The 20,356-nt window shown below is 42.2% G+C and carries 20 protein-coding genes and 1 tRNA gene; 9 read left to right on the top strand and 12 right to left on the bottom strand.

Annotated features, from left to right (window positions below; all coding sequences use genetic code 11):
- Positions 1–116: 116 nt before the first annotated feature.
- Together epsB and JMN17_RS10260 are read right to left on the bottom strand one after the other, a co-directional pair.
- Entirely contained in the window at positions 117–800 is a 684-nt protein-coding gene (gene epsB / locus JMN17_RS10265) for a protein tyrosine kinase EpsB (protein WP_087993517.1), read from the bottom strand.
- A 5-nt stretch (positions 801–805) separates the two neighbouring features.
- The gene (locus JMN17_RS10260) at positions 806–1,510 is read right to left on the bottom strand and encodes a YveK family protein (protein ID WP_087993536.1); all 705 of its coding nucleotides are present in this window, start codon (positions 1,508–1,510) and stop codon (positions 806–808) included.
- Positions 1,511–1,743: 233 nt separating this feature from the next.
- On the opposite strand from JMN17_RS10260, the gene slrR reads away from it, so the two are divergent.
- The 3 genes from slrR to JMN17_RS10245 all read left to right on the top strand — a co-directional run bounded on the left by slrR (position 1,744) and on the right by JMN17_RS10245 (position 3,940).
- On the top strand, positions 1,744–2,202 hold the full coding sequence (slrR, locus tag JMN17_RS10255) for an HTH-type transcriptional regulator SlrR (protein ID WP_087993518.1): 459 nt from the start codon (positions 1,744–1,746) through the stop codon (positions 2,200–2,202).
- 74 nt (positions 2,203–2,276) lie between these two features.
- Positions 2,277–3,746: a carboxylesterase/lipase family protein gene (locus JMN17_RS10250; RefSeq protein ID WP_202327997.1), complete on the top strand. Its 1,470-nt coding sequence runs from the start codon at positions 2,277–2,279 to the stop codon at positions 3,744–3,746.
- A gap of 2 nt (positions 3,747–3,748) precedes the next feature.
- Positions 3,749–3,940, top strand: coding sequence for a hypothetical protein (locus JMN17_RS10245; protein ID WP_087993520.1), 192 nt, complete (start codon positions 3,749–3,751; stop codon positions 3,938–3,940).
- Between the two features lie 27 nt (positions 3,941–3,967).
- Here JMN17_RS10245 and padC read toward each other — a convergent pair whose 3' ends face one another.
- From padC to JMN17_RS10225, 4 genes are all read right to left on the bottom strand, one after another.
- Positions 3,968–4,453, bottom strand: coding sequence for a phenolic acid decarboxylase (padC, locus tag JMN17_RS10240; protein WP_087993521.1), 486 nt, complete (start codon positions 4,451–4,453; stop codon positions 3,968–3,970).
- Between the two features lie 21 nt (positions 4,454–4,474).
- Positions 4,475–4,930, bottom strand: a complete 456-nt coding sequence (locus JMN17_RS10235; protein WP_087993522.1) for a DUF3237 domain-containing protein — start codon at positions 4,928–4,930, stop codon at positions 4,475–4,477.
- 125 nt (positions 4,931–5,055) lie between these two features.
- Positions 5,056–5,739: an aspartate/glutamate racemase family protein gene (locus tag JMN17_RS10230; protein ID WP_087993537.1), complete on the bottom strand. Its 684-nt coding sequence runs from the start codon at positions 5,737–5,739 to the stop codon at positions 5,056–5,058.
- 21 nt (positions 5,740–5,760) lie between these two features.
- Positions 5,761–7,116 (bottom strand): serine hydrolase, encoded by a 1,356-nt coding sequence (locus tag JMN17_RS10225; protein ID WP_202327996.1) that lies wholly within the window; start codon positions 7,114–7,116, stop codon positions 5,761–5,763.
- A gap of 581 nt (positions 7,117–7,697) precedes the next feature.
- On the opposite strand from JMN17_RS10225, the gene sacB reads away from it, so the two are divergent.
- The 6 genes from sacB to JMN17_RS10195 all read left to right on the top strand — a co-directional run bounded on the left by sacB (position 7,698) and on the right by JMN17_RS10195 (position 13,832).
- Positions 7,698–9,119: a levansucrase gene (gene sacB / locus JMN17_RS10220; protein WP_202327995.1), complete on the top strand. Its 1,422-nt coding sequence runs from the start codon at positions 7,698–7,700 to the stop codon at positions 9,117–9,119.
- Between the two features lie 76 nt (positions 9,120–9,195).
- A complete protein-coding gene (locus tag JMN17_RS10215; RefSeq protein ID WP_087993524.1) occupies positions 9,196–10,746 on the top strand; it encodes a glycoside hydrolase family 32 protein in 1,551 nt (516 codons plus the stop codon).
- Between the two features lie 106 nt (positions 10,747–10,852).
- The gene (gene aspP, locus JMN17_RS10210; protein ID WP_087993525.1) at positions 10,853–12,415 is read left to right on the top strand and encodes an aspartate/proton symporter AspP; all 1,563 of its coding nucleotides are present in this window, start codon (positions 10,853–10,855) and stop codon (positions 12,413–12,415) included.
- A 94-nt stretch (positions 12,416–12,509) separates the two neighbouring features.
- Positions 12,510–13,094: a TetR family transcriptional regulator gene (locus JMN17_RS10205; RefSeq protein WP_202327994.1), complete on the top strand. Its 585-nt coding sequence runs from the start codon at positions 12,510–12,512 to the stop codon at positions 13,092–13,094.
- 82 nt (positions 13,095–13,176) lie between these two features.
- Positions 13,177–13,512 carry a DMT family transporter gene (locus JMN17_RS10200; protein ID WP_202327993.1) on the top strand — a complete coding sequence of 112 codons (336 nt, stop codon included), beginning with the start codon at positions 13,177–13,179 and terminating at the stop codon, positions 13,510–13,512.
- On the top strand, positions 13,512–13,832 hold the full coding sequence (locus JMN17_RS10195) for a DMT family transporter (protein WP_202327992.1): 321 nt from the start codon (positions 13,512–13,514) through the stop codon (positions 13,830–13,832). The genes JMN17_RS10200 and JMN17_RS10195 overlap by 1 nt, the downstream gene beginning before the upstream one ends.
- Positions 13,833–13,867: 35 nt before the next feature.
- Here JMN17_RS10195 and JMN17_RS10190 read toward each other — a convergent pair whose 3' ends face one another.
- The 6 genes from JMN17_RS10190 to JMN17_RS10165 form a co-directional block, all read right to left on the bottom strand.
- Positions 13,868–14,383 (bottom strand): DUF3231 family protein, encoded by a 516-nt coding sequence (locus tag JMN17_RS10190; RefSeq protein WP_202327991.1) that lies wholly within the window; start codon positions 14,381–14,383, stop codon positions 13,868–13,870.
- 221 nt (positions 14,384–14,604) lie between these two features.
- The gene (locus JMN17_RS10185; protein ID WP_202327990.1) at positions 14,605–15,735 is read right to left on the bottom strand and encodes a serine hydrolase; all 1,131 of its coding nucleotides are present in this window, start codon (positions 15,733–15,735) and stop codon (positions 14,605–14,607) included.
- Entirely contained in the window at positions 15,695–17,044 is a 1,350-nt protein-coding gene (locus JMN17_RS10180) for a DCC1-like thiol-disulfide oxidoreductase family protein (protein WP_202327989.1), read from the bottom strand. The genes JMN17_RS10185 and JMN17_RS10180 overlap by 41 nt, the downstream gene beginning before the upstream one ends.
- 21 nt (positions 17,045–17,065) lie before the next feature.
- Positions 17,066–17,737, bottom strand: a complete 672-nt coding sequence (locus JMN17_RS10175) for a DUF5819 family protein (RefSeq protein ID WP_087993993.1) — start codon at positions 17,735–17,737, stop codon at positions 17,066–17,068.
- Positions 17,738–17,792: 55 nt separating this feature from the next.
- A complete protein-coding gene (locus JMN17_RS10170) occupies positions 17,793–18,110 on the bottom strand; it encodes a hypothetical protein (protein WP_253268583.1) in 318 nt (105 codons plus the stop codon).
- Between the two features lie 2,021 nt (positions 18,111–20,131).
- Positions 20,132–20,207: transfer RNA gene (locus JMN17_RS10165), tRNA-Arg, on the bottom strand.
- Between the last annotated feature and the right edge of the window lie 149 nt (positions 20,208–20,356).

Genomic DNA, 20,356 nt, shown 5'->3' with positions numbered 1-20,356 from the left:
CCATCCTCACGCCCCGCCAGTGACGACCAGCATCTAAGGCAGCAACACCAGCTGCCCACAGCAGAGCCGAGTGCCTCCATTGATACAGGTCAGGAGACATCACCTTTACCATCTATTTAGTAGGAATAGTGTTCCGATTTTTTCATTTTCTTTTTGTTTAAAAGAGCGCCTAACAGCTTTGCGTTGGATTGTTCCAGTGCATCCTTCGCTTTTAGGATGGTATCGGTTTTTGTTTTTCCGCTTAAAACGACGAGCACGCTGCCGTCTGTCTGGTTTGCTAAAATCTGAGCATCCGCAACAGCCAAAAGCGGAGGAGAATCAAAGATGACAAGGCTGTATTGTTTATAGATCTCAGATATTAAATCTCCCATCGCTTTTGAAGACAGCAGTTCAGCCGGATTCGGCGGGGTCGGTCCGCTTGTCAGCACATATAAGTTATCGATCGGCGTCTTTTGCACCGTCTCACTGAGTGAAGCATTACCGACCAGCACATTTGTCAGCCCGGTTACATTCCCAACCTGAAACGTCTGATTGATGGTCGGCTTTCTTAAATCGGCATCCACCAGCAGCACTTTCTTTTCCTGCTGCTGCGCAAAGACAGCCGCAAGATTCGCCGCACTGAACGATTTACCTTCTCCAGGCACAGAGGAGGTGACGAGGATAGACCGCAAGTTGGTCTGAACGGATGAAAACTCAATGTTTGTCCGAATGGTGCGATATTGTTCCGCAACAATTGATTTATTGTGTAAAACGGATATTTGAGCCAAACCACGCCTTGCTTTCTTTTTTCTAAAGATCACTCGCTTCACTCCCCGAAGTGTTTTATCCCGCGATTCCGCCCTTTTTGGACATCAGGGACGGAGCCTAAGCATGGCAATCCGGTTCTCTCGCTGAGCTGCCGTGCGCTTTTGCACGTATCATCGAGAAAATGCAGAAAAAATGCCAGTGTAATGCCGCCCATGACAGCAGCGCCAAAAGCCATGACCATATTTCGCAGCCGGGCCGGCTTTATCATTGGGCTTTCAGAAGCCTTTGCCTCTGATAAAATATGTACGCCTTGTATGTTCAATCTTTTATCTACTTCTTTTTCAAACTTGTTCACTAACGTGTTCGCAATCTCAGCCGCTTCCGCCGGATCGTGGTCCCGGACGGCAACGGTGATAATTTCTGATTCATTTTCACTGCTGGTTATCACTTTTCCTTTCAGCGAGGAAGCCGATTCAGAAAGATGCAATTCCTCCTTGACCTCTTCCATCAAGGCCGTGCTTTTCATGATCGCTTGGAACGTGTTGCTGTACTGAAGATTTCGCTGGATGTCACTGAGATTCGAGTTTTTTTCACCATCTGATTCATGAATCAGCACTTGCGTCGACGCCTGATAGGTCGGTGAAACGACCTTAAATTGCATAAAACCCGTCATAAGGGTGACGCCGATTGTGATGAGCAGGATCAGCACGAATCTGTGTCTGACAATCGCATATAATTCTTTAAAACTCATATTCTCATTCATGTATTCATAGCCTTCGGCTGGCTTCCCGCGCCCCTTTCTGTTAATGATTGGATTATAAAAGAAAAAGATATTATTTAAAAATTGCAAAATAAGCCAATAAGTTCTCTTTAGAGAACAAATTCATGATTTTCCTCTTATTTACTGCACTTCCCTTATTATTTTAAATTTTATAAAGAACGAACAATTCCTTATAATGAACGAAATAACGACAGGAATAGAGGAGAATTTTAATTATGATTGGAAGAATTATCCGTTTGTACCGCAAAAGAAAAGGCTATTCTATAAATCAGCTGGCCGTTGAGTCAGGTGTATCTAAATCCTATTTAAGCAAGATTGAAAGAGGCGTTCATACGAATCCGTCCGTTCAATTTTTAAAGAAAATTTCCGTCACGCTGGAGGTGGAATTAACAGAATTGTTCGACGCGGAAACGATGATGTACGAGAAAATCAGCGGCGGTGAAGAAGAATGGCGCGTGCATCTTGTGCAAGCCGTACAAGCCGGAATGGAAAAGGAAGAACTGTTCACTTTTACGAACATACTAAAGAAAGAACAGCCTGAAACCGCTTCCTACCGAAATCGTAAACTGACGGAATCCAATATAGAGGAATGGAAAACGCTGATGGAGGAAGCAAGAGAAATCGGCTTGACCGTGCAGGAAGTCAAATCCTTTTTCAAAACGATGGGAAGATGAATATCGGCTAAGGGCTGACGTTCGCATGATCAGGGTAAATCTGTTTATAATGGGGTAAAAAGGGAGAGAGAGCGATGTCACATACAACAGTAACAACTTCATACGGGAAAGTAAAAGGCACAACAGAAAACGGCGTACATATATGGAGAGGCATCCCCTATGCCAAGCAGCCTGTCGGACAGTTGCGTTTTAAAGCACCGGAGCCCCCGGATGCGTGGAAGGACGAATTGGACACAACAGCGTACGGCCCGATTTGCCCGCAGCCGCCGGATTTAATGTCACTTTCGTATGCTGAGCCTCCCCGCCAGTCTGAGGATTGTCTGTATCTCAATGTATTCGCGCCTGACACTGAGAATCAAAACCTGCCTGTCATGGTGTGGATTCACGGCGGCGCTTTTTATCTCGGAGCGGGCAGTGAGCCATTATACGATGGATCAAGCCTTGCGGCGCAGGGAGACGTCATTGTCGTTACATTGAATTACCGGCTGGGGCCGTTTGGATTTTTACATTTGTCTTCGTTTGATGAGGCGTATTCCGATAACCTCGGGCTTTTGGACCAAGCCACCGCGCTGAAATGGGTGCGAGACAATATCTCAGCGTTTGGCGGTGATCCGGAGAACGTAACGGTATTTGGAGAATCCGCAGGCGGCATGAGCATTGCCGCGCTGCTCGCTATGCCTGCGGCAAAAGGCCTGTTCCAGAAAGCGATTATGGAAAGCGGCGCTTCCCGAACGATGACGAAAGAGAAAGCGGCAAGCACCGCGGCAGCCTTTTTACAGGTCCTTGAGATTGATGAGAGTCAATTGGACAGATTGCATACGCTATCGGCGGAAGATTTGCTTAAAGCGGCCGATCAGCTTCGGAAAGCAGAAAATGAAAGTATCTTTCAGCTGTTCTTCCAGCCCGCCCTTGATCCGAAAACGCTGCCTGCTGAACCAGAAAAAGCGATCGCAGAAGGTGCTGCGGCCGGCATTCCACTGTTAATCGGAACAAATCGCGATGAAGGATATTTATTTTTCACCCCGGATTCAGATGTTCATTCTCAGGAAACGTTTGATGCCGCGCTCGAGTACTTATTAGGACAGCCGCTGGCGGAGAAAGCCGCCGATCTGTATCCGCGTTCGCTTGAAAGCCAAATCCATATGATGACTGATTTATTATTTTGGCGCCCGGCCGTCGCCTATGCCGCCGCCCAGTCCCATTTCGCGCCTGTCTGGATGTACCGATTCGACTGGCACTCGAATAAGCCGCCGTACAATAAAGCGTTTCACGCATTAGAGCTTCCTTTTGTTTTCGGAAATCTGGGCGGCTTAGAACAAATGGCAAAAGCGGAGATTACGGATGAGGTGAAACAACTTTCTCACACCATACAATCAGCATGGATCACGTTCGCCAAAACAGGAAACCCAAGCACTGAGGATGTAAAATGGCCGGCGTATCATGAAGAAACAAGAAAGACGCTGATTTTAGATTCAGAGATTACGATTGAAAACGATCCTGAATCTGATAAAAGGCAAAAACTATTCCTTCCAAAAGGAGAATAAACATGGGGAAAACAGGGTACATTGGTGCTGTCATCGTTGTGGCAGCTTGCATCATCATTTCGTCGGCAGTCGTATTATTGCGGGGCACAGCCTATTACGATCCCTTCCGCTGGACTGGAATCATACTGTTTTTTACGGGAATTGTAATGGTTCCGGCATACGCAGCAAAAAGAAAACCCGGAAAAGAGAAGTAATTTCTCTCTTTCCCGGGTTTTTGTTTTTTACAATTTTCCGGCGCGAATATCGTCTGTCATTCCTTCATAAGGAGCTTTCGAAATCACTTCTTCATTGTCGGCTCCCTCATTTTTCAGAAATGTAATCTCCGCAAATTCAGGTACAACGTATTTCGGATACGTTTCATATTTTTCGCGGGATTCTTTCATAAGATCAATGTGGTCATTTTGATAGCAGACCGTAATTTCAGGGTGTTCATGCACCCATTTCGGGAAGAAAATAATGCCGTGCATGCGTTTTTCATTCGGCATAAAATTTAATGAAACATCTGTGCCTGTCGGTTCTGTCCAAGACACTTTATATACGCCTTCTGTCAGTTTAACAATATTGACTTCCTGATCCCGAACCCAGCGTCCGGCAACCATTCCGCTATGAATTCTATAATCGATGGTATGATCGTTTTTTATATAGATCTCGTATTCCCATCCGTTTTCATAAGTATAAATCATGTGGCTTCCGATAAAGTCTTCCATCTTTCACACTCTCCTTAGTCTTTACTGTACTTCATAAATGTCTAGTCGAACGCAATCAGGGGTTCTTTCTGCGGAACCGATAAACAAGCGGTCATGCAGCCATTGATAAGCTTCACTACCTGTTTCAAATGTCGGCACCGTACGGAAATAAACATGTGCCGGATCAATGATGTCCCCGGCTGCGGCTTGTTTTCGAAACGGCTCGCTGACTTGCCGTATTCCATTGTTTTCAATGTAAATCAGTTCATGATCGGCTGTTTCGATGGCATACCTGGCAGATAAATCTGTTCTGCCGTCAGCGCGAATGATTTGTGAATCGGCACCGCCCGGCAAAATACGCCCTTTTACTTTCCCTGTTATTGTTCCCGAACGAATCGGAATCCATCGTCTCATTCCCAGGCCTGTCTCACCAATGGTGATAGGCGGCTCTACCTTGATTTCTAAAGAGGCGAATAATGTTAAAATCGGCTTCTTCATGAGCACCACCTCACATCCAGAAAATCATGTAACTATTTACATGTTAAATTTAACACTGTTTCTTACAACTGTCAAACAATAGGAACATAAAAAAAGGACTGGTTGAAGACAGTCCTTGTTTGAAGCTAGCTTTGATTGGCAAGATATATGCTGACAGTGCTTTTCGCCAGACACTCAGAGGAATCTATAATCGGAATCTCGCTTTGAACATGATCTAACACCGCATTTAAATCCGTGCAGGCTGAAATGATGATGTCTGCATGCTGGCTGATTTCGGTATATAGCTTCTGCCACAATGCATGTGTATGCATCATATTGTTCGGCTGTTTGATAGCGGCGATGAGCTGATTCACAGCCTGCTGCCAATGATCCTTGTGAACAACTTCTTGCCCGTTTGCCTTCAGCCCTTTTTGGTAGATGCCCGATTGGATGGTTGAATCTGTTCCTAAAACAGCCGCTTTTTTTGCAGTATGCGGAATTTCCTTTACCGTTTCCTTTATGATATGTAACAAAGGAACCGCCAACGCCTGCTGAATCTCTTCATAATACACATGTGCCGTATTACAAGGAAGAGCGATAAAATCAACGCCTGTCTTTTCAAGCTTTACCGCGCCATCGATAATCGCTCTTTTCATCCCGTCATGATCGATGGGACGATCTGCATAGAATGGGGTCGGGCACGAATAAATCATCATGTGTGGAAAGTCGATATCATTTGAAGCCCCATACAGCTTCTGACAGTAATCAATCACCTTATCAATAAACGGCGAGGTTGATTTCGGCCCCATTCCGGCTAATATTCCGATCATCACGTTCATTCCTTTCTCTTTCTAATTCGTACGGACTACTACTTCTTCTGTGCCATCTTCATAGAGGATAAAGCTTTTCGCAACATCATCGCCTAACAAAAATTCGATTTCAACAGACAATGACCGCAAAAAGAAACGGGTTTCCGAGGAAGGAAATAATTCAAGCCTCATCTGTCCTATGATCTGCAAATAAAGCTTTTCATTCTCGGCTGTCACCCGTGCAGCCGTCCCATCCTGAAACGAGTAGCTGCCAACATAGCGGCTGTATATCGCCGGATCAACTTCTTTTTTCTTTTTATCAGCAGGACGTTCCGGGATCTCATACGGCTGGCCAAATAAAATATGTTCCGCCGCCTTCAGAATCGCTTGTTCATATTCCGCATCCTCTTCCTTGTTACTCAAATAGATCAGCGTTTTACGCAGATCTATATACCGGATCATCATCGTCAAATAACCTGGCCACCCACCGCTGTGGCTGACAATCTTCCCTTTTTCAGGACTGTGTTGCAGCACCCAGCCAAAGCCGTAATCGAACGTTTCACCATTGTTCAGCCGCACCGGAGAAAATGCGGCCTCCTTAGAAGTGTTACTAATTAAATCGTCCTGATATAGAGCCTGATCAAATCGAAACAAATCGCTTGTGACAGAGTTCACCGTACCGTCTCCCTGTATGCCATCGAGGTACACAACATAGTTCGTTTCTTCCAGATCATCAGGAAGGACGTACGTTTCGGAATGTACATCATACACGTATCCATATGCATAATGATCCATGTGCTCAGGCCGAAGCCTCCTATTATGCACTTTCGTTTCATTCATGCCGACCGGTGAAAAAATATGTGTTTTCATAAAATCCGAATAGCTCATGCCGGAGGCTTTTTCCATGATAACCGCCAACAGCACATACCCCGTATTGCTGTACTGCCAGCCTTCGTTCGGCTCAAAATAACCAGGCAGCCCCTCATTCATCAGCATATCCACAATATCCTGATTCACCGCAATCTTGTGTTTGTCCCAATTGGCAAGAAACCATTCAAAATAATCAGGCAGCCCTGACGTATGGTTCAATAAATGTCGAATCGTGACGCCCTGATATGGAAAACCCGGCAGCCAGCGCTCGACTTTGTCTTCATATCCAAGAATTCCTTTCTCCTCGAGCAATATGATCCCTAAAGCTGTAAAAGGCTTTGACAGAGACGCTAACTCAAACAAAGAGCTGGTTTGCAAAGGGCTTTTTTCCGCCAGTTCCGCATAACCGAAAGAGTGATGATATAAAATATCGCCATCCTCCGCAGCCAGAACCGTCCCGTTGAACTGTTGTTTTTCCGCCAACACAGAGAATAATGTGCCAAGATGTTTCCTTTTTTCTTGCTTCATTTTTACACCTCCCTTAATACCTACGATATTTACCCTTCTATGTTTCAAAAATTTGAAAAATATGAGAGAAAGAGTGATAATGGCCTGTATCCTGAATCCGTTTCACAATCGCTTCCGCAAACCCTGAAGTCGAAGCCCCCGAATTCAACGGTTGCGAAAAGACCCTTTGACATCTGACCCGTGCGACCAGTCTCTAAAACAGCCGATCTCCCAGAAAAGAAAAGAGCTTTCACCACATTGTTATAGAGAATCCCCCTGACTTTCCGTAACACCCATTAGTCTATTCGACTCATATCCGCGAAGGTCTTTTTTCATTTTCTATCAAACAAAAGAGGAAAATAGACCCGTTGTAATCTAAACGAGAGTTTAATAGAATGATGTCGAAAAGTAAATCACGCAGGTTTGTTACTGATAAAGCAGGCAAGACCTAAAATGTGTAAAGGGCAAAGTATATTCTTTGGCGTCACCCCTTACATATTTTAGGTCTTTTTTTATTGTGCGTAACTGACTTGCCATCTTCAAACAGGAGGGCCGGGAGAAGCAAACCGCTAACACAGTACATAAAAAAGGAGACATGAACGATGAACATCAAAAAGTTTGCAAAACAAGCGACAGCATTAACCTTTACAACTGCACTGCTGGCAGGAGGCGCGACTCAAGCGTTTGCGAAAGAAACGAACCATAAACCGCATAAGGAAACGTACGGCATTACCCATATTACACGCCATGATATGCTGAAAATCCCTGAACAGCAAAAAAATGAAAAATATCAAGTGCCTGAATTCGATCCATCCACAATTAAAAATATCTCTTCTGCAAAAGGCCTGGACGTTTGGGACAGCTGGCCATTGCAAAACGCTGACGGCACAGTCGCAAACTATCACGGCTACCACATCGTCTTTGCATTAGCCGGAGACCCTAAAAATGCGGATGACACATCCATTTACATGTTCTATCAAAAAGTCGGCGAAACGTCTATCGACAGCTGGAAAAACGCGGGCCGCGTCTTTAAAGACAGCGACAAATTCGATGCAAATGATTCTATCCTGAAAGACCAAACACAAGAATGGTCAGGTTCAGCGACATTCACATCTGACGGTCACATTCGTTTGTTCTACACTGATTTCTCCGGTAAACATTACGGCAAACAAACCCTGACAACGGCACAGGTTAACGTATCAACGTCAGACAGCTCTCTGAACATCGACGGTGTAGAGGATTATAAATCAATCTTTGATGGTGACGGCAAAACGTATCAAAATGTACAGCAGTTCATCGATGAAGGCAACTACAGCTCCGGCGATAACCACACGCTGAGAGATCCTCACTACGTAGAAGATAAAGGCCGCAAATACTTAGTATTTGAAGCGAACACTGGTACTGAAAACGGCTACCAAGGCGAAGAATCTTTATTTAATAAAGCATACTACGGCAAAAGCACATCATTCTTCCGTCAAGAAAGCAAAAAGCTTCTGCAAAGCGATAAAAAACGCACGGCTGAATTAGCGAACGGCGCACTCGGCATGATCGAGCTAAACGATGACTACACACTGAAAAAAGTGATGAAACCACTGCTTGCATCTAACACAGTTACAGATGAAATTGAACGCGCGAATGTCTTTAAAATGAATGGAAAATGGTACCTATTCACTGACTCCCGCGGATCAAAAATGACAATTGACGGCATTACATCTAATGACATTTACATGCTCGGTTATGTTTCTAATTCCTTAACCGGCCCATACAAGCCGCTGAACAAAACAGGCCTTGTGTTAAAAATGGATCTTGATCCTAACGATGTGACCTTTACTTATTCACACTTCGCTGTGCCTCAAGCTAAAGGAAACAATGTCGTCATTACAAGCTACATGACAAACAGAGGCTTCTTTGCAGACAAAAAAGCAACGTTTGCGCCAAGCTTCCTATTAAACATCAAAGGCAAGAAAACATCTGTTGTAAAAGACAGCATCCTTGAACAAGGGCAATTAACAGTTAACAAATAAAGACGCAAAAGAAAATGCCGATATCTTATTGGCATTTTCTTTTATTTCTTATCAACATCATAAAGGTGAATCCCAGATGAACTATAAAAAAACAGGCAAATGGCTAACAGTAATCCTGAGCTTTTTAGGAATATTGCTGTTTATCAACCTATTGCCAAACGAAGAACCTGTCAACAAAACAAAATCAACACAGAAGCCGGACTACCGGGCGGCCTATCATTTTACGACGCCGGATAAATGGAAAAATGATCCCCAAAAACCGGTCTATTTTGAGGGCAAGTATCATTATTTCTACCTTTATAACCGGGATTACCCAAACGGGAACGGCACAGAATGGCGCCATGCCGTATCAGAGGACTTGGTGCACTGGACCGATGAAGGCGTGGCGATCCCGAAATACACAAACCCAGACGGGGACATTTGGACCGGTTCTGTCGTGCTCGATAAAGAAAACACAGCCGGATTCGGGAGAAACGCGCTCGTCGCAATCGTGACCCAGCCTTCAGCCAAAGATAAAAAACAGGAGCAACATTTGTGGTACAGCACAGACAAAGGAAAATCATTTAAGTCCTATAGTGATAATCCCGTTATGCCTAATCCCGGCACAGACGATTTCAGAGACCCGAAAGTCATATGGGATGACCAGAATAACAAATGGGTCATAGCCATGGCTGAAGGAACAAAAATCGGCTTTTATGAATCCGATAATCTAAAGGACTGGCATTACACAAGCGGATTCTTAACGGAGCAGGCGGGAATTGTGGAATGTCCTGACCTCTACATGATGCGGGCAAGCGATGGAACGACTAAATGGGTTCTCGGCGCGAGCGCGAACGGCAAACCGTGGGGCAAACCAAATACGTACGCCTACTGGACCGGAAGCTTTGACGGAAAAGAATTTACAGCGGATCAAACCGAAGCCCAATGGCTTGACTACGGCTTTGACTGGTACGGCGGCGTGACGTTCGAAGACGGCAAAAGCACAGATCCATTAGAAAAGCGGTATGCACTTGCCTGGATGAACAATTGGGATTACGCCAACAACACACCGACAATGAAGAACGGCTTTAACGGCACAGATTCTGTCATACGCGAACTCCGGCTGCAGGAGCAGGACGGCACATACAGCCTCGTCTCACAGCCGACCGAAGCTTTGGAGCAGCTGACCGTTTCAACTGACAAAGTAGAGGATCAAGATGTGAGCGGATCAAAAACACTGTCGATCACTGGTGATACGTACCAGCTTGATATGGATCTTTCTTGGTCAGAGCTAAAGAACGCAGGCGTCAGACTGAGAGAATCGAAAGACCAAAAACGCCATATTGATGTCGGCATTTTCGCCGAAGACGGCTATGCATATGTCAACAGAGCGGCTACAAATCAGCCTGACAAAAGCAACACCTATGTTGAAAGCAAGGCTCCCTTCGATGTAAGCAAACAGAAGGCCCATTTGAAAATTCTCGCCGATAAAACAACGATAGAAGTATTTGTCGGCGACGGGAAAACCGTTTTTTCAAATCAAGTGTTTCCAAAACCCGAAGATAAAGGCATTACCCTTTATTCTGAAGGCGGCACAGCCTCATTTAAAAATATAACGGTGAAACACTTCGATACGATTCATGAATAAAAAACAGATGCAGCGCAGGCTGCATCTGTTTTTTATTAGAGCGGTATTCTCTGTTGCATATTGGGCATTGTAAGGAATATAAGGCTGGTTGCTAAGGAGGAAGCGGATGTCTAAACAAGGAAATTTTCAAAAATCAATGTCGCTGTTTGATCTGATTCTGATTGGGATGGGAGCCATCTTTGGATCAGCGTGGCTGTTCGCTGTCAGTAATGTCGCATCTAAAGCGGGACCCTCCGGCGCTTTTTCCTGGATCATCGGCGGAGCCATCATTCTGTTAATTGGGCTCGTGTACGCGGAGCTTGGAGCTGCCCTGCCCCGTACCGGAGGCATCATTCGATACCCCGTTTATTCACATGGGCACCTTGTCGGCTATTTAATTTCATTTGTCACAATCGTCGCTTACACAAGCCTGATTTCGATTGAAGTCACGGCAGTCCGGCAATACGTGGCCTATTGGTTTCCCGGCCTGACCAAAGAAGGCTCTGATTCACCGACCATTGCCGGCTGGCTCTTACAGTTTGCCTTGCTCTGCTTGTTTTTCCTGCTGAATTATTGGAGCGTCAAAACATTCGCTAAGGCAAATTTCATCATATCGATTTTTAAATATATTGTGCCGATTACCATCATTATCGTGCTGATCTTTCATTTTAACCCGCAGAATTTATCTGTTGAAGGATTTGCGCCGTTCGGTTTTACAGGTATTCAGGCTGCGATATCGACAGGCGGCGTAATGTTTGCATATCTTGGCCTGCACCCGATTGTGGCTGTTGCAGGCGAAGTGCGAAATCCAAAACGCAACATCCCGATCGCTTTAATCGTTTGCATCATTGTTTCCACCATCATTTACACTGTTTTGCAAGTCACCTTTATTGGTGCAATTCCGACAGAAACGCTTAAAAATGGCTGGCCCGCAATCGGACGGGAGTTCTCATTGCCGTTTAAAGATATTGCGGTCATGCTCGGTTTAGGCTGGCTTGCAACGCTTGTCATTTTAGACGCCATTCTGTCTCCGGGAGGAAACGGGAATATTTTTATGAATACGACATCTCGCCTCGTCTACGCCTGGGCGCGGAACGGCACATTATTTGGCATATTTTCAAAGGTCAATAAAGAAACGGGAACCCCCCGTGCTTCACTCTGGCTTTCATTTGCCTTGTCCATTTTCTGGACGCTCCCCTTCCCTTCGTGGAACGCACTCGTCAATGTCTGTTCTGTAGCGCTCATCCTTTCTTATGCGATTGCACCCATTTGTTCAGCAGCGCTGAGGGTCAATGCGAAGGATTTAAACAGGCCGTTTTATTTAAAAGGGATGGGTATTATCGGGCCGCTTTCCTTTATTTTCACGGCGTTTATCGTTTACTGGTCAGGATGGACGACCGTTTCCTGGCTGCTCGGTTCACAGCTCATCATGTTTTTGGTCTATCTCTGTTTCAGCAAATATGCGCCTCAAGAAGATGTCAGTCTGGCCCAGCAGCTGAAATCAGCTTGGTGGCTTATCGGGTTTTATATCATGATGCTGGTCTTTTCCTACATCGGTTCTTTCGGACATGGTTTAGGCATCATCAGCAATCCCGTCGACCTTATTTTGGTCGCCATCGGCTCACTTGCGATTTACTACTGGGCAAAGTATACCGGGCTCCCGAAAGCCGCTATTGATTATGATAAATAAAGAAGCAAGAGGTTTTCTTGCTTCTTTATTCTTTACAAACGCACATACCCGAGATAAAATGAATGATAGTCAGTCATTACAGGAGGTATTCCTTATGCCAAAACAAACTTCGGGCAAATATGAAAAAATTCTGCACGCTGCCATTGACGTTATATCTGAAAAAGGTCTCGACAAAGCCTCTATTTCTGATATTGTCAAAAAGGCCGGCACTGCACAAGGAACGTTCTATTTGTACTTCTCATCTAAAAACGCCCTGATTCCGGCAATCGCAGAAAATCTGCTTACCCATACGCTGGATCAAATCAAAGGAAGACTGCATGGAGACGAAGGTTTTTGGACCGTTTTAGATATATTAATTGATGAGACATTTCTCATTACAGAACGCCATAAGGATATTATCGTCCTCTGTTACTCCGGGCTTGCGATCGACCACTCCATGGAAAAATGGGAGACGATTTATCAGCCTTATTATTCCTGGCTCGAAAAAATCATTCATAAGGCGATTGAAAGCCGCGAGGTAACTGAAGAAATCAAAGCAAAATGGACGGCCAGAACGATTATTAACTTGGTCGAGAACACAGCAGAACGATTCTATATCGGGTTTGAACAAGATGAAAATGTTGAAGTGTATAAAAAAGAAATCTTTACTTTCTTAAAACGAAGCTTAGCTGCAGCGTAAAAAATGACTGGGTAAAACCGCTCATTTTTTAACGCCTCAAAAATGACTGACGTTCATTCATAAAAATAGAGAGGTGTTTCATTTGAATTGGGTGCTTGTTTTCATTGCAGGGCTTTTAGAAGTTGTTTGGGCCTCTTCCCTCAAACATGCCGATTCGCTTTTGGATTGGATCATTATTTTTATTTTGATCGCGGTCAGCTTTATCCTGTTAATCCGATCTTACCAAAAAATCCCGATGGCCGCGGCGTACACTGTATTTGTCGGAATCGGAACCGTCGGAACATATATCACCGGAATTGTTTTGGGCGAATCCTTCTCAGCAGCCCAAATGTTCTTTTTAGCTTTATTGCTGGCCGGCATTTTAGGAATGAAGCTATTCACGAAAGAAAGCAAAACGCAGTCGGGAGGTGACTCGTAATGGCATGGTTTTTATTAGTGATTGCCGGCATAGAAGAAATTATAGCTGCCGTTGCCATGAAATATGTAGACGGAACAAGAAAAAAATGGCCGATTATTGTGATGACTGTTGGATTTGGCTTATCCTTTTACTGCCTTTCACAAGCGATGCTGATCCTGCCTGCCGGAGTCGCTTATGCCGTCTGGACCGGCATTGGCAGCATTGGCGTTTCGGCGGTTGGCTTTGTCTGGTTTAAGGAGCGGTTTCAGCTTTCACAAGTGATTTCTCTTTGCCTTATCCTCGCTGGCGTCATCGGCCTGCGTCTTACGGCTTCATCATAAGATAAGGGCACATACAGCTGTATATGCCCTTGCCATTAGGCTTCGTCTTGATGGTTGTGAAGATGAAGCGGCGGCGGGATGAGCCAGCCTTTGTTTTTTAGCAGCCTTAAGTATTTTGCTCCCATTGCCGCTTTCGATAAATGGAATTGCCCAAACATCATGGCAATATCCTCACGTATTGACTCACCCATAATTTTGCTGCATGCCATAAGGCCTGCAGCATTTTGCGCTGCCGCAGAGACCGCCACATCCGGATCGAGAAACCGCGCCCCCGTCGGAATATCTTTAAGATCCGCTGCCGGCGGTTCAGGAGAAGCCGGCGGGAGCGCCACACCGTTTTCCTTCAGGATGTTGCTGACTTGTTTCATTTCATCCTGGCACTTCTCAATGGCCTCATGAAGCAGCTTTTTCAAATCGTCATCACCGACATGATGCAATAACATCTGGTAATTGCCGACCATTTTATTGCCTGCCATTACATAACTCCACAAGCTGAAAACCTCACCGTAATGCATCGGTTCCTCTTGCGGATTTCCGCTTAAAATACCCAATTTCATCCTCCTTGTAAATTCAATATCGCACATTTCATAAAGTGCCCGGCAGGAGGAAAATTTATGTTCCGATGAGAAAAGATTTTTAACATAAAACAAAAAAGACAAGAGCGGCAAAGTGCCAAACCCTTGTCTTTCCTGTTGTTCTATTGGACGCGCTCGGAGGGATTCGAACCCCCGACAGACGTGGTACCGGAAACCATTAAAAAGCTTCATAAATATTATAATTTCCCCTTTAAATCAGCTATTAATTGTTTTCGAAATAAGGGGTCGTTAGTTATCTTTTGAAGAAATGACTGGTAAACATGATCAATCCATAACATATCTAAACGAGTCATGTCCTCAATAAAAAAGGCCAATGAGATGGAATCTGACGCAGTTTCTTTAAAAATAGCCGACGTCATAACAAACAAGGTAGAGCCTCCTTTATACCAAATACGGTTTTCAGCTTGAGGGTTCGGCGGCCCTGTTATCTCATCTAATATTCCTTTTTCCACTTCACTTAAAAGGTCCCCAGTCCCCAGACGGTACATTAATCTGGCGTAGTTTTCGCTGGATGAAGATGGAAGTTTCCTCGTGAACTCCCTTTGTATGTCAATATGATTAGCAGAAGAAAGTGAGGATATTAACGGAGCAGCTTTACCATGCACAAGGGCATCGAAAGTTTCCACTGAAATATCCATGAAATATTTTTGCTTCATCTCTTTCATATAACCAGAGATTTCTTTCGTTTTTTTATTTTCATATTTTTTCAGATAAGGAGCGACTAACATTGATGAGTTTATAGAAAAAACAGGTGTGTGATTATCAGGCAAATATTTATCAATTATTTTTTGGATATTGTCTTTTCCGACCCTTAAGTAAATATAATCGGTACATGCATTTGAACTGTATCTCATCATACCAATGAGTACTTCTTTCATCGTCACAGTTTGACCAATATTCTCTTTGCTCTTCCAATTATCGTGTGCTCCTCCGTCAGTATTCGGAATATAAAATTTATCTATTTCAATGATACTGGCAGTATCATTGAAACTTATCTGATTTTTTCTGGCCTCATGCACAAATGCTAGCAAAAAAAGGATTTTCACTGTGCTGGCTAAGGGAAACATCTTACTTCCATTATGATTTAAAAGGATTTGATCATTCTGTATAATAGTGAGCGAAAAGCGTTCAGGATGAGAAAACATAAAACGTGTCAAATCCTCAACCGTTCTATTTCGATCCCTTCTTTTCAAAAATGCCGCTAAACCAAAAAAACCGAATATAAAAACAGCTACTATCAATATTAAAACAATGAGGAACAAACTATTACCCCTTTCTTTGTTGCTGATTAAGGCCGCATGCCCCATGATTACATTGCCCATGAGGAATTATTTTTCTTTTTGAGGCAATCAAATCATATATCCTATCGCTAACATGAAACAACTTAGCTAAGAGCAATATCATATACAATACCCATAGCGGAATAACCCGCTTGCTTATTTCGATAAAAGTATCTGCACCAGAGACGATGCTTTTTTCCAACGTCTTTCCATGCATCCGCTTTTCTAATTCCTCTATATCCACCTCATCAATAATAGACGATGTCCCATCACGAAATGACTCGAAAACAATTAAATTGAGCCAGTCCGCCCTCTCGATACGTTTTTTCGTTTTGGTACATAACGGGCACCATGCATCATAGTATACAGTCATTTTCCAGTGGGCTTGAAATTTTCGCATTAATTTTTTCCTTACCAGCCAATTAAGATTATTTTTTAATTGCTGATAAGTAGAGAATATGCGATTGTACTCCTTATCGGTAAAAATCACCAACTCAATCGCGATCATGACAATAGAAAAGGAATATAATCCCATTCCAAATGCAATACCCAAATGCAGTAAACAAACCATTAAGACAGCAAGCCATCTTGTTTTTTTGTTTATAATTAGAAAAGGAAAAGCAATTTTTAATAACACACTAGAATAACAAATCACAACACTTAAATAGATGTGTTGAGTGACTAACGACTCAAGAAAAGGCATCGCAACCGTTTTAACTTGTGATATATAGTATAAGGCTGTTCCATTATTCCAAGTTTCACCCATAATCTGATAAATAGCAGACGTAACATATACAATACAAACTTGCATAACACAAAACAAAACAACAAAGTACTGAATAATATTAGCGATAGTTTTCTTACAGTCAGATACATAAGTCTCTTTTTTTCGCAACACTGCATCTATAGAAAAATATTTTGTAGTATTTGCAAACAAGAGATAAAAAAGTGTAATTATCATTAAATTGTCGCCACCGTCTCCAATATATGAGAAACGAACATATAATGAATAGAACAAAACATAATTCAAGATTCCCATAAGCCGGCCTTTAAAACCAAGAGTAAATAGAATGGCTGACATAATGCCAACGTGATATACCGCATCAAAGTAATTTAAGGATGAAGTTACATTATACAATGAATATGTAGTTGGTTTCATAACATTATGAAATGTATTAATACCATAATCGGAAAACAAGAAATGCCTTTGATTGTAATGGATTAAATAAAAATATAAAATGAGTAAACCAAATACGATGCGAAGCAAGCTTACCCCAATATAAAAACGTTCTTTTGAAAAATAGTCGATAACTCTGTTAGTGATACTGTTATTCATAATATTGTTCCTCCACTCTCATTAAAAAAATGGAACCACTTTATTATTGAACGTTTTCCATTCAAATGTAGTGCTTTGTTCAAATTTTTCTTCTTTATCATCATTGTTATCTCGTAGAGAAAACGGAATCGGTTTCACTGTATCTATTCTTACTCTTATTCTTTTTATTGTTTTAGGATTGTATATAGATTTAGCATACGAACTTGCATAACGATATACATTTTCCTCGCCAATTTTTTGACTCTTCTCTATTTCCTTTGTTATAGCTTTTACCTGTTTATCATTTTCATTTGCTTTTTTAACGTATTGAAAAATGACATCATCTTGATTATTCCCAAAAATATCAGAAGAAAGCCCATCTATAATTCTAACAATTCGATTGTAAGGGGTTACGATTTTAGTGTGATTTTGGTCTTTTAAGGGGGTTGAAATGTCAATCCACTCGTTCTTTCCCCTCTCTTTTCCAGTATCAACCTCCATATATATATTTGTATTAGTTGTAATAGGGTCTGGCGCAAATAGGTGCCAATTCTGTTGGAATAAAGTATTTGTGTAACGATCAGAAACAGGTTTGACCGCAAGAGCTAACGGATTAGGGGGTAATACAGTAGATAAAATTAAAAAGAAATGTGCAATGAAAGTAAATAATAAAATAAACAACAAACCGATAATTAAAGTTTTATTTTTTCTCATCAAAATCCCCTCTATTAAAAAAAGGGAGACTATAATAATCCCCCTTTCTTATAGATTATTTTTTGTCAAAGATAACATCCATATCTTGTACCTCTTCGTTTGAAGGTTTAGCTATACCTAACCCTCCATTATCTAAAAACATATTCAAAGCTTTTCCTCCATAATGCTTTGCTGCTTCAGTCCCATAAACCCAGGCTTTTTGAGCTAAGTTCCCAATACCTCCTGCTGCATTAGCATCTTTGCCCTCCTGAGAGACATTTTCCAGTTCAACTTTTTTTGTTTCTAATGTTGCTGCTGAAGCCGATGAATACATTACAGATCCCAGAATTCCAGTTCCAATAGTAACAGCTATGACAAATCTTTTAAGCTTCACAAAACTCCTCCTTTTATTTGTAATCGAACCCAATATTAGGGAAAAAAATTCGATATGTCAAATCTTTGTAATTGATATCAAAATACCATTTTATAGGAAATGATGATCCTATTTTTTTATAATAATTATATTTTTATTGTTTAATACTAAACTAAAGTAAAGTTTATTTGAATATATTTTATTCTCTGAAAATAGTTTTGAATTTAAACTGGGTATTAAGAACTTTTTTTATTCAGACATCAATTCCATAGGGATGGTAGTCGTTAAAATAGTACTAACAAATCATTACCTTTAGGATTTTCCATTTAATCTGCGGTATGATATATTTTACATCGAATCGCGATACTAAGGTGAAGTATTAAGTTATAAAGGAGTCATTTAATGAGGAAATCAAGTAATATCTGGGCAGTTGTAGTGATTATCGGGACAATCATTACTTTATTTTCATTCGTCTTCCTGCGTGATACTGATTTTTATGCCGTCCGGTGGGTAGGAGTCGTTATTATGGTTATAGGATTTGTTTGTGGTCCGACCTACATAGCACCAAAAAATAAAAATAATCGTAAAAAAGATACCCGGTAGATAGGTCTTACCCCTGTCAAGTCGATAGCTATAAAAAGCCTAAACAGTCAGTGTGTTACGGTATTCAACCGGAGCACACTGGTTTAATTTTTTCTGGTTTCGTTCGTGGTTAGAAATGTATGTAATCTTCTATGCTATTGTGGAGCTCTTTCTCGGTTTGCCACGAAGAAAAATATGCGTTCTCTGTTTTTGACATTGAGAAAAACAATTCGATACAGGCAATATCCAGGCAGTTCCTCTTTCAAGCGTGACTGCCTTAGAGCCAACAGTTTTGAGGCGCTTTTGATTTTGTTAGGTATTGAAAGCCTTGAGCTGAGTGAAGAATAGCCCTTGGACATCCTGGAAGCTGTAAACTTCCCACTGTCTTCATGACCAGTTCAAGATTATTATTTCGGTTAGGAAGTTTCCATATATTGTTGTAAAGATCTTGTACGACAGAAAGATAATAGAAACGCTGTCCGCAAGCAATATAGGATAATATCGGTTACATAGCTGGTTAGGATAATTGGTTTGAAATTCTAGGTTAAGTCCGGTTTGGAAAATAACCGATGCCTTTCTTCCAAAATAATCCTTCTATTTTCGAATATTCGAGTTAATATTCATCTTTTCATCAATCTATAAACACGCGCTTATGGTTGATGAAAAAGCCTTCCTTCTTAGTTGCCTTGCCATTCGAATTCTTTGCGTCTTGCGCCATTTATAGTACCCCACCCCATCTTGATACTTTGGCCTATACCCACCAGCCATGTCATTGGAGAAGGTTCTTCATTTCGTGAATAGCTACAAAACGTGCCCATGCAGATTTAGATGACGATTTTCAGGACTCGACTATGTTTCTTTAAATACTCTCATTCTTCCTCAACGCTTTCAACGTTGTCTTCCCAGCGTCCAGTAAAAGGATTGTCTGACTTTGTATCTTTTCCCCTTTGATCCAAAAGGCTTGCCGTCCCAATATGTACTCACCCAATTTTTAGCTGAGTTACACTCCGAAGCCCTCATGAAATAAGTGTTATAGATTTTGTTTCCTTTCTCATATGGCGGCTTTCCTTTTAAATTTTTTCATATCGTGCTGAAACGTTGTCCTTTCTCTCCCTAAAAAAACCCCTCCAAGTGAAACAGGCACTTCCGAAAAGCCGGCTGTTTCACTTGGAGGGGATAACTATCAGGTTGTCGGGTTTTATTTTAGCACATTAAACTTAATCTTATTGTATTGATCTCTTCCCCCTCATTGGTAAGGAAAAAATGATTTCGAAAATTATATAAGTACTCTAAGACTTTAGGGTTGCAGGCACTCTATAACATTTAATGTTATTTTTGATGTATCAGAAAGCTTCTCTAATATGTAAAGGGAGCTGAATCCTTAGTTTTTCATTATCTCTCACAAAAAAGACAAGAGCGGCAAAGTGCCAAACCCTTGTCTTTCCTGTTGTTCTATTGGACGCGCTCGGAGGGATTCGAACCCCCGACAGACGTGGTACCGGAAACCACCGCTCTATCCAACTGAGCTACGAGCGCATATTCACTGCGTGCTAAGAACGTCAGCACAACTCATTATACGATAATTCCATTCAAATAACAACCCTCTATTTCAAGAGGCCGTTTTTCACATCTAACACAGCATCTTATTTGGCAATCTGACATACGATGGTTTGAACCCATATAAA

Source organism: Bacillus sp. RHFS10, from assembly GCF_016757475.1.
In the GTDB taxonomy this organism is placed as follows: Bacteria; Bacillota; Bacilli; order Bacillales; family Bacillaceae; genus Bacillus; species Bacillus subtilis_G.
Note: the sequence above shows the minus strand (reverse complement) of the source record. Positions and strands in the feature narration are given on the sequence as shown.

What these genes read in the sequence shown, in the direction of transcription:
- JMN17_RS10260 (WP_087993536.1), bottom strand. Translation starts at nt 1,510, where the DNA reads ATGAATGAGAATATGAGTTTTAAAGAATTATATGCGATTGTCAGACAC.
- slrR (WP_087993518.1), top strand. Translation starts at nt 1,744, where the DNA reads ATGATTGGAAGAATTATCCGTTTGTACCGCAAAAGAAAAGGCTATTCT.
- JMN17_RS10250 (WP_202327997.1), top strand. Translation starts at nt 2,277, where the DNA reads ATGTCACATACAACAGTAACAACTTCATACGGGAAAGTAAAAGGCACA.
- JMN17_RS10245 (WP_087993520.1), top strand. Translation starts at nt 3,749, where the DNA reads ATGGGGAAAACAGGGTACATTGGTGCTGTCATCGTTGTGGCAGCTTGC.
- padC (WP_087993521.1), bottom strand. Translation starts at nt 4,453, where the DNA reads ATGGAAGACTTTATCGGAAGCCACATGATTTATACTTATGAAAACGGA.
- JMN17_RS10235 (WP_087993522.1), bottom strand. Translation starts at nt 4,930, where the DNA reads ATGAAGAAGCCGATTTTAACATTATTCGCCTCTTTAGAAATCAAGGTA.
- JMN17_RS10230 (WP_087993537.1), bottom strand. Translation starts at nt 5,739, where the DNA reads ATGATCGGAATATTAGCCGGAATGGGGCCGAAATCAACCTCGCCGTTT.
- JMN17_RS10225 (WP_202327996.1), bottom strand. Translation starts at nt 7,116, where the DNA reads ATGAAGCAAGAAAAAAGGAAACATCTTGGCACATTATTCTCTGTGTTG.
- sacB (WP_202327995.1), top strand. Translation starts at nt 7,698, where the DNA reads ATGAACATCAAAAAGTTTGCAAAACAAGCGACAGCATTAACCTTTACA.
- JMN17_RS10215 (WP_087993524.1), top strand. Translation starts at nt 9,196, where the DNA reads ATGAACTATAAAAAAACAGGCAAATGGCTAACAGTAATCCTGAGCTTT.
- aspP (WP_087993525.1), top strand. Translation starts at nt 10,853, where the DNA reads ATGTCTAAACAAGGAAATTTTCAAAAATCAATGTCGCTGTTTGATCTG.
- JMN17_RS10205 (WP_202327994.1), top strand. Translation starts at nt 12,510, where the DNA reads ATGCCAAAACAAACTTCGGGCAAATATGAAAAAATTCTGCACGCTGCC.
- JMN17_RS10195 (WP_202327992.1), top strand. Translation starts at nt 13,512, where the DNA reads ATGGCATGGTTTTTATTAGTGATTGCCGGCATAGAAGAAATTATAGCT.
- JMN17_RS10185 (WP_202327990.1), bottom strand. Translation starts at nt 15,735, where the DNA reads ATGGGGCATGCGGCCTTAATCAGCAACAAAGAAAGGGGTAATAGTTTG.
- JMN17_RS10180 (WP_202327989.1), bottom strand. Translation starts at nt 17,044, where the DNA reads ATGAATAACAGTATCACTAACAGAGTTATCGACTATTTTTCAAAAGAA.
- JMN17_RS10175 (WP_087993993.1), bottom strand. Translation starts at nt 17,737, where the DNA reads ATGAGAAAAAATAAAACTTTAATTATCGGTTTGTTGTTTATTTTATTA.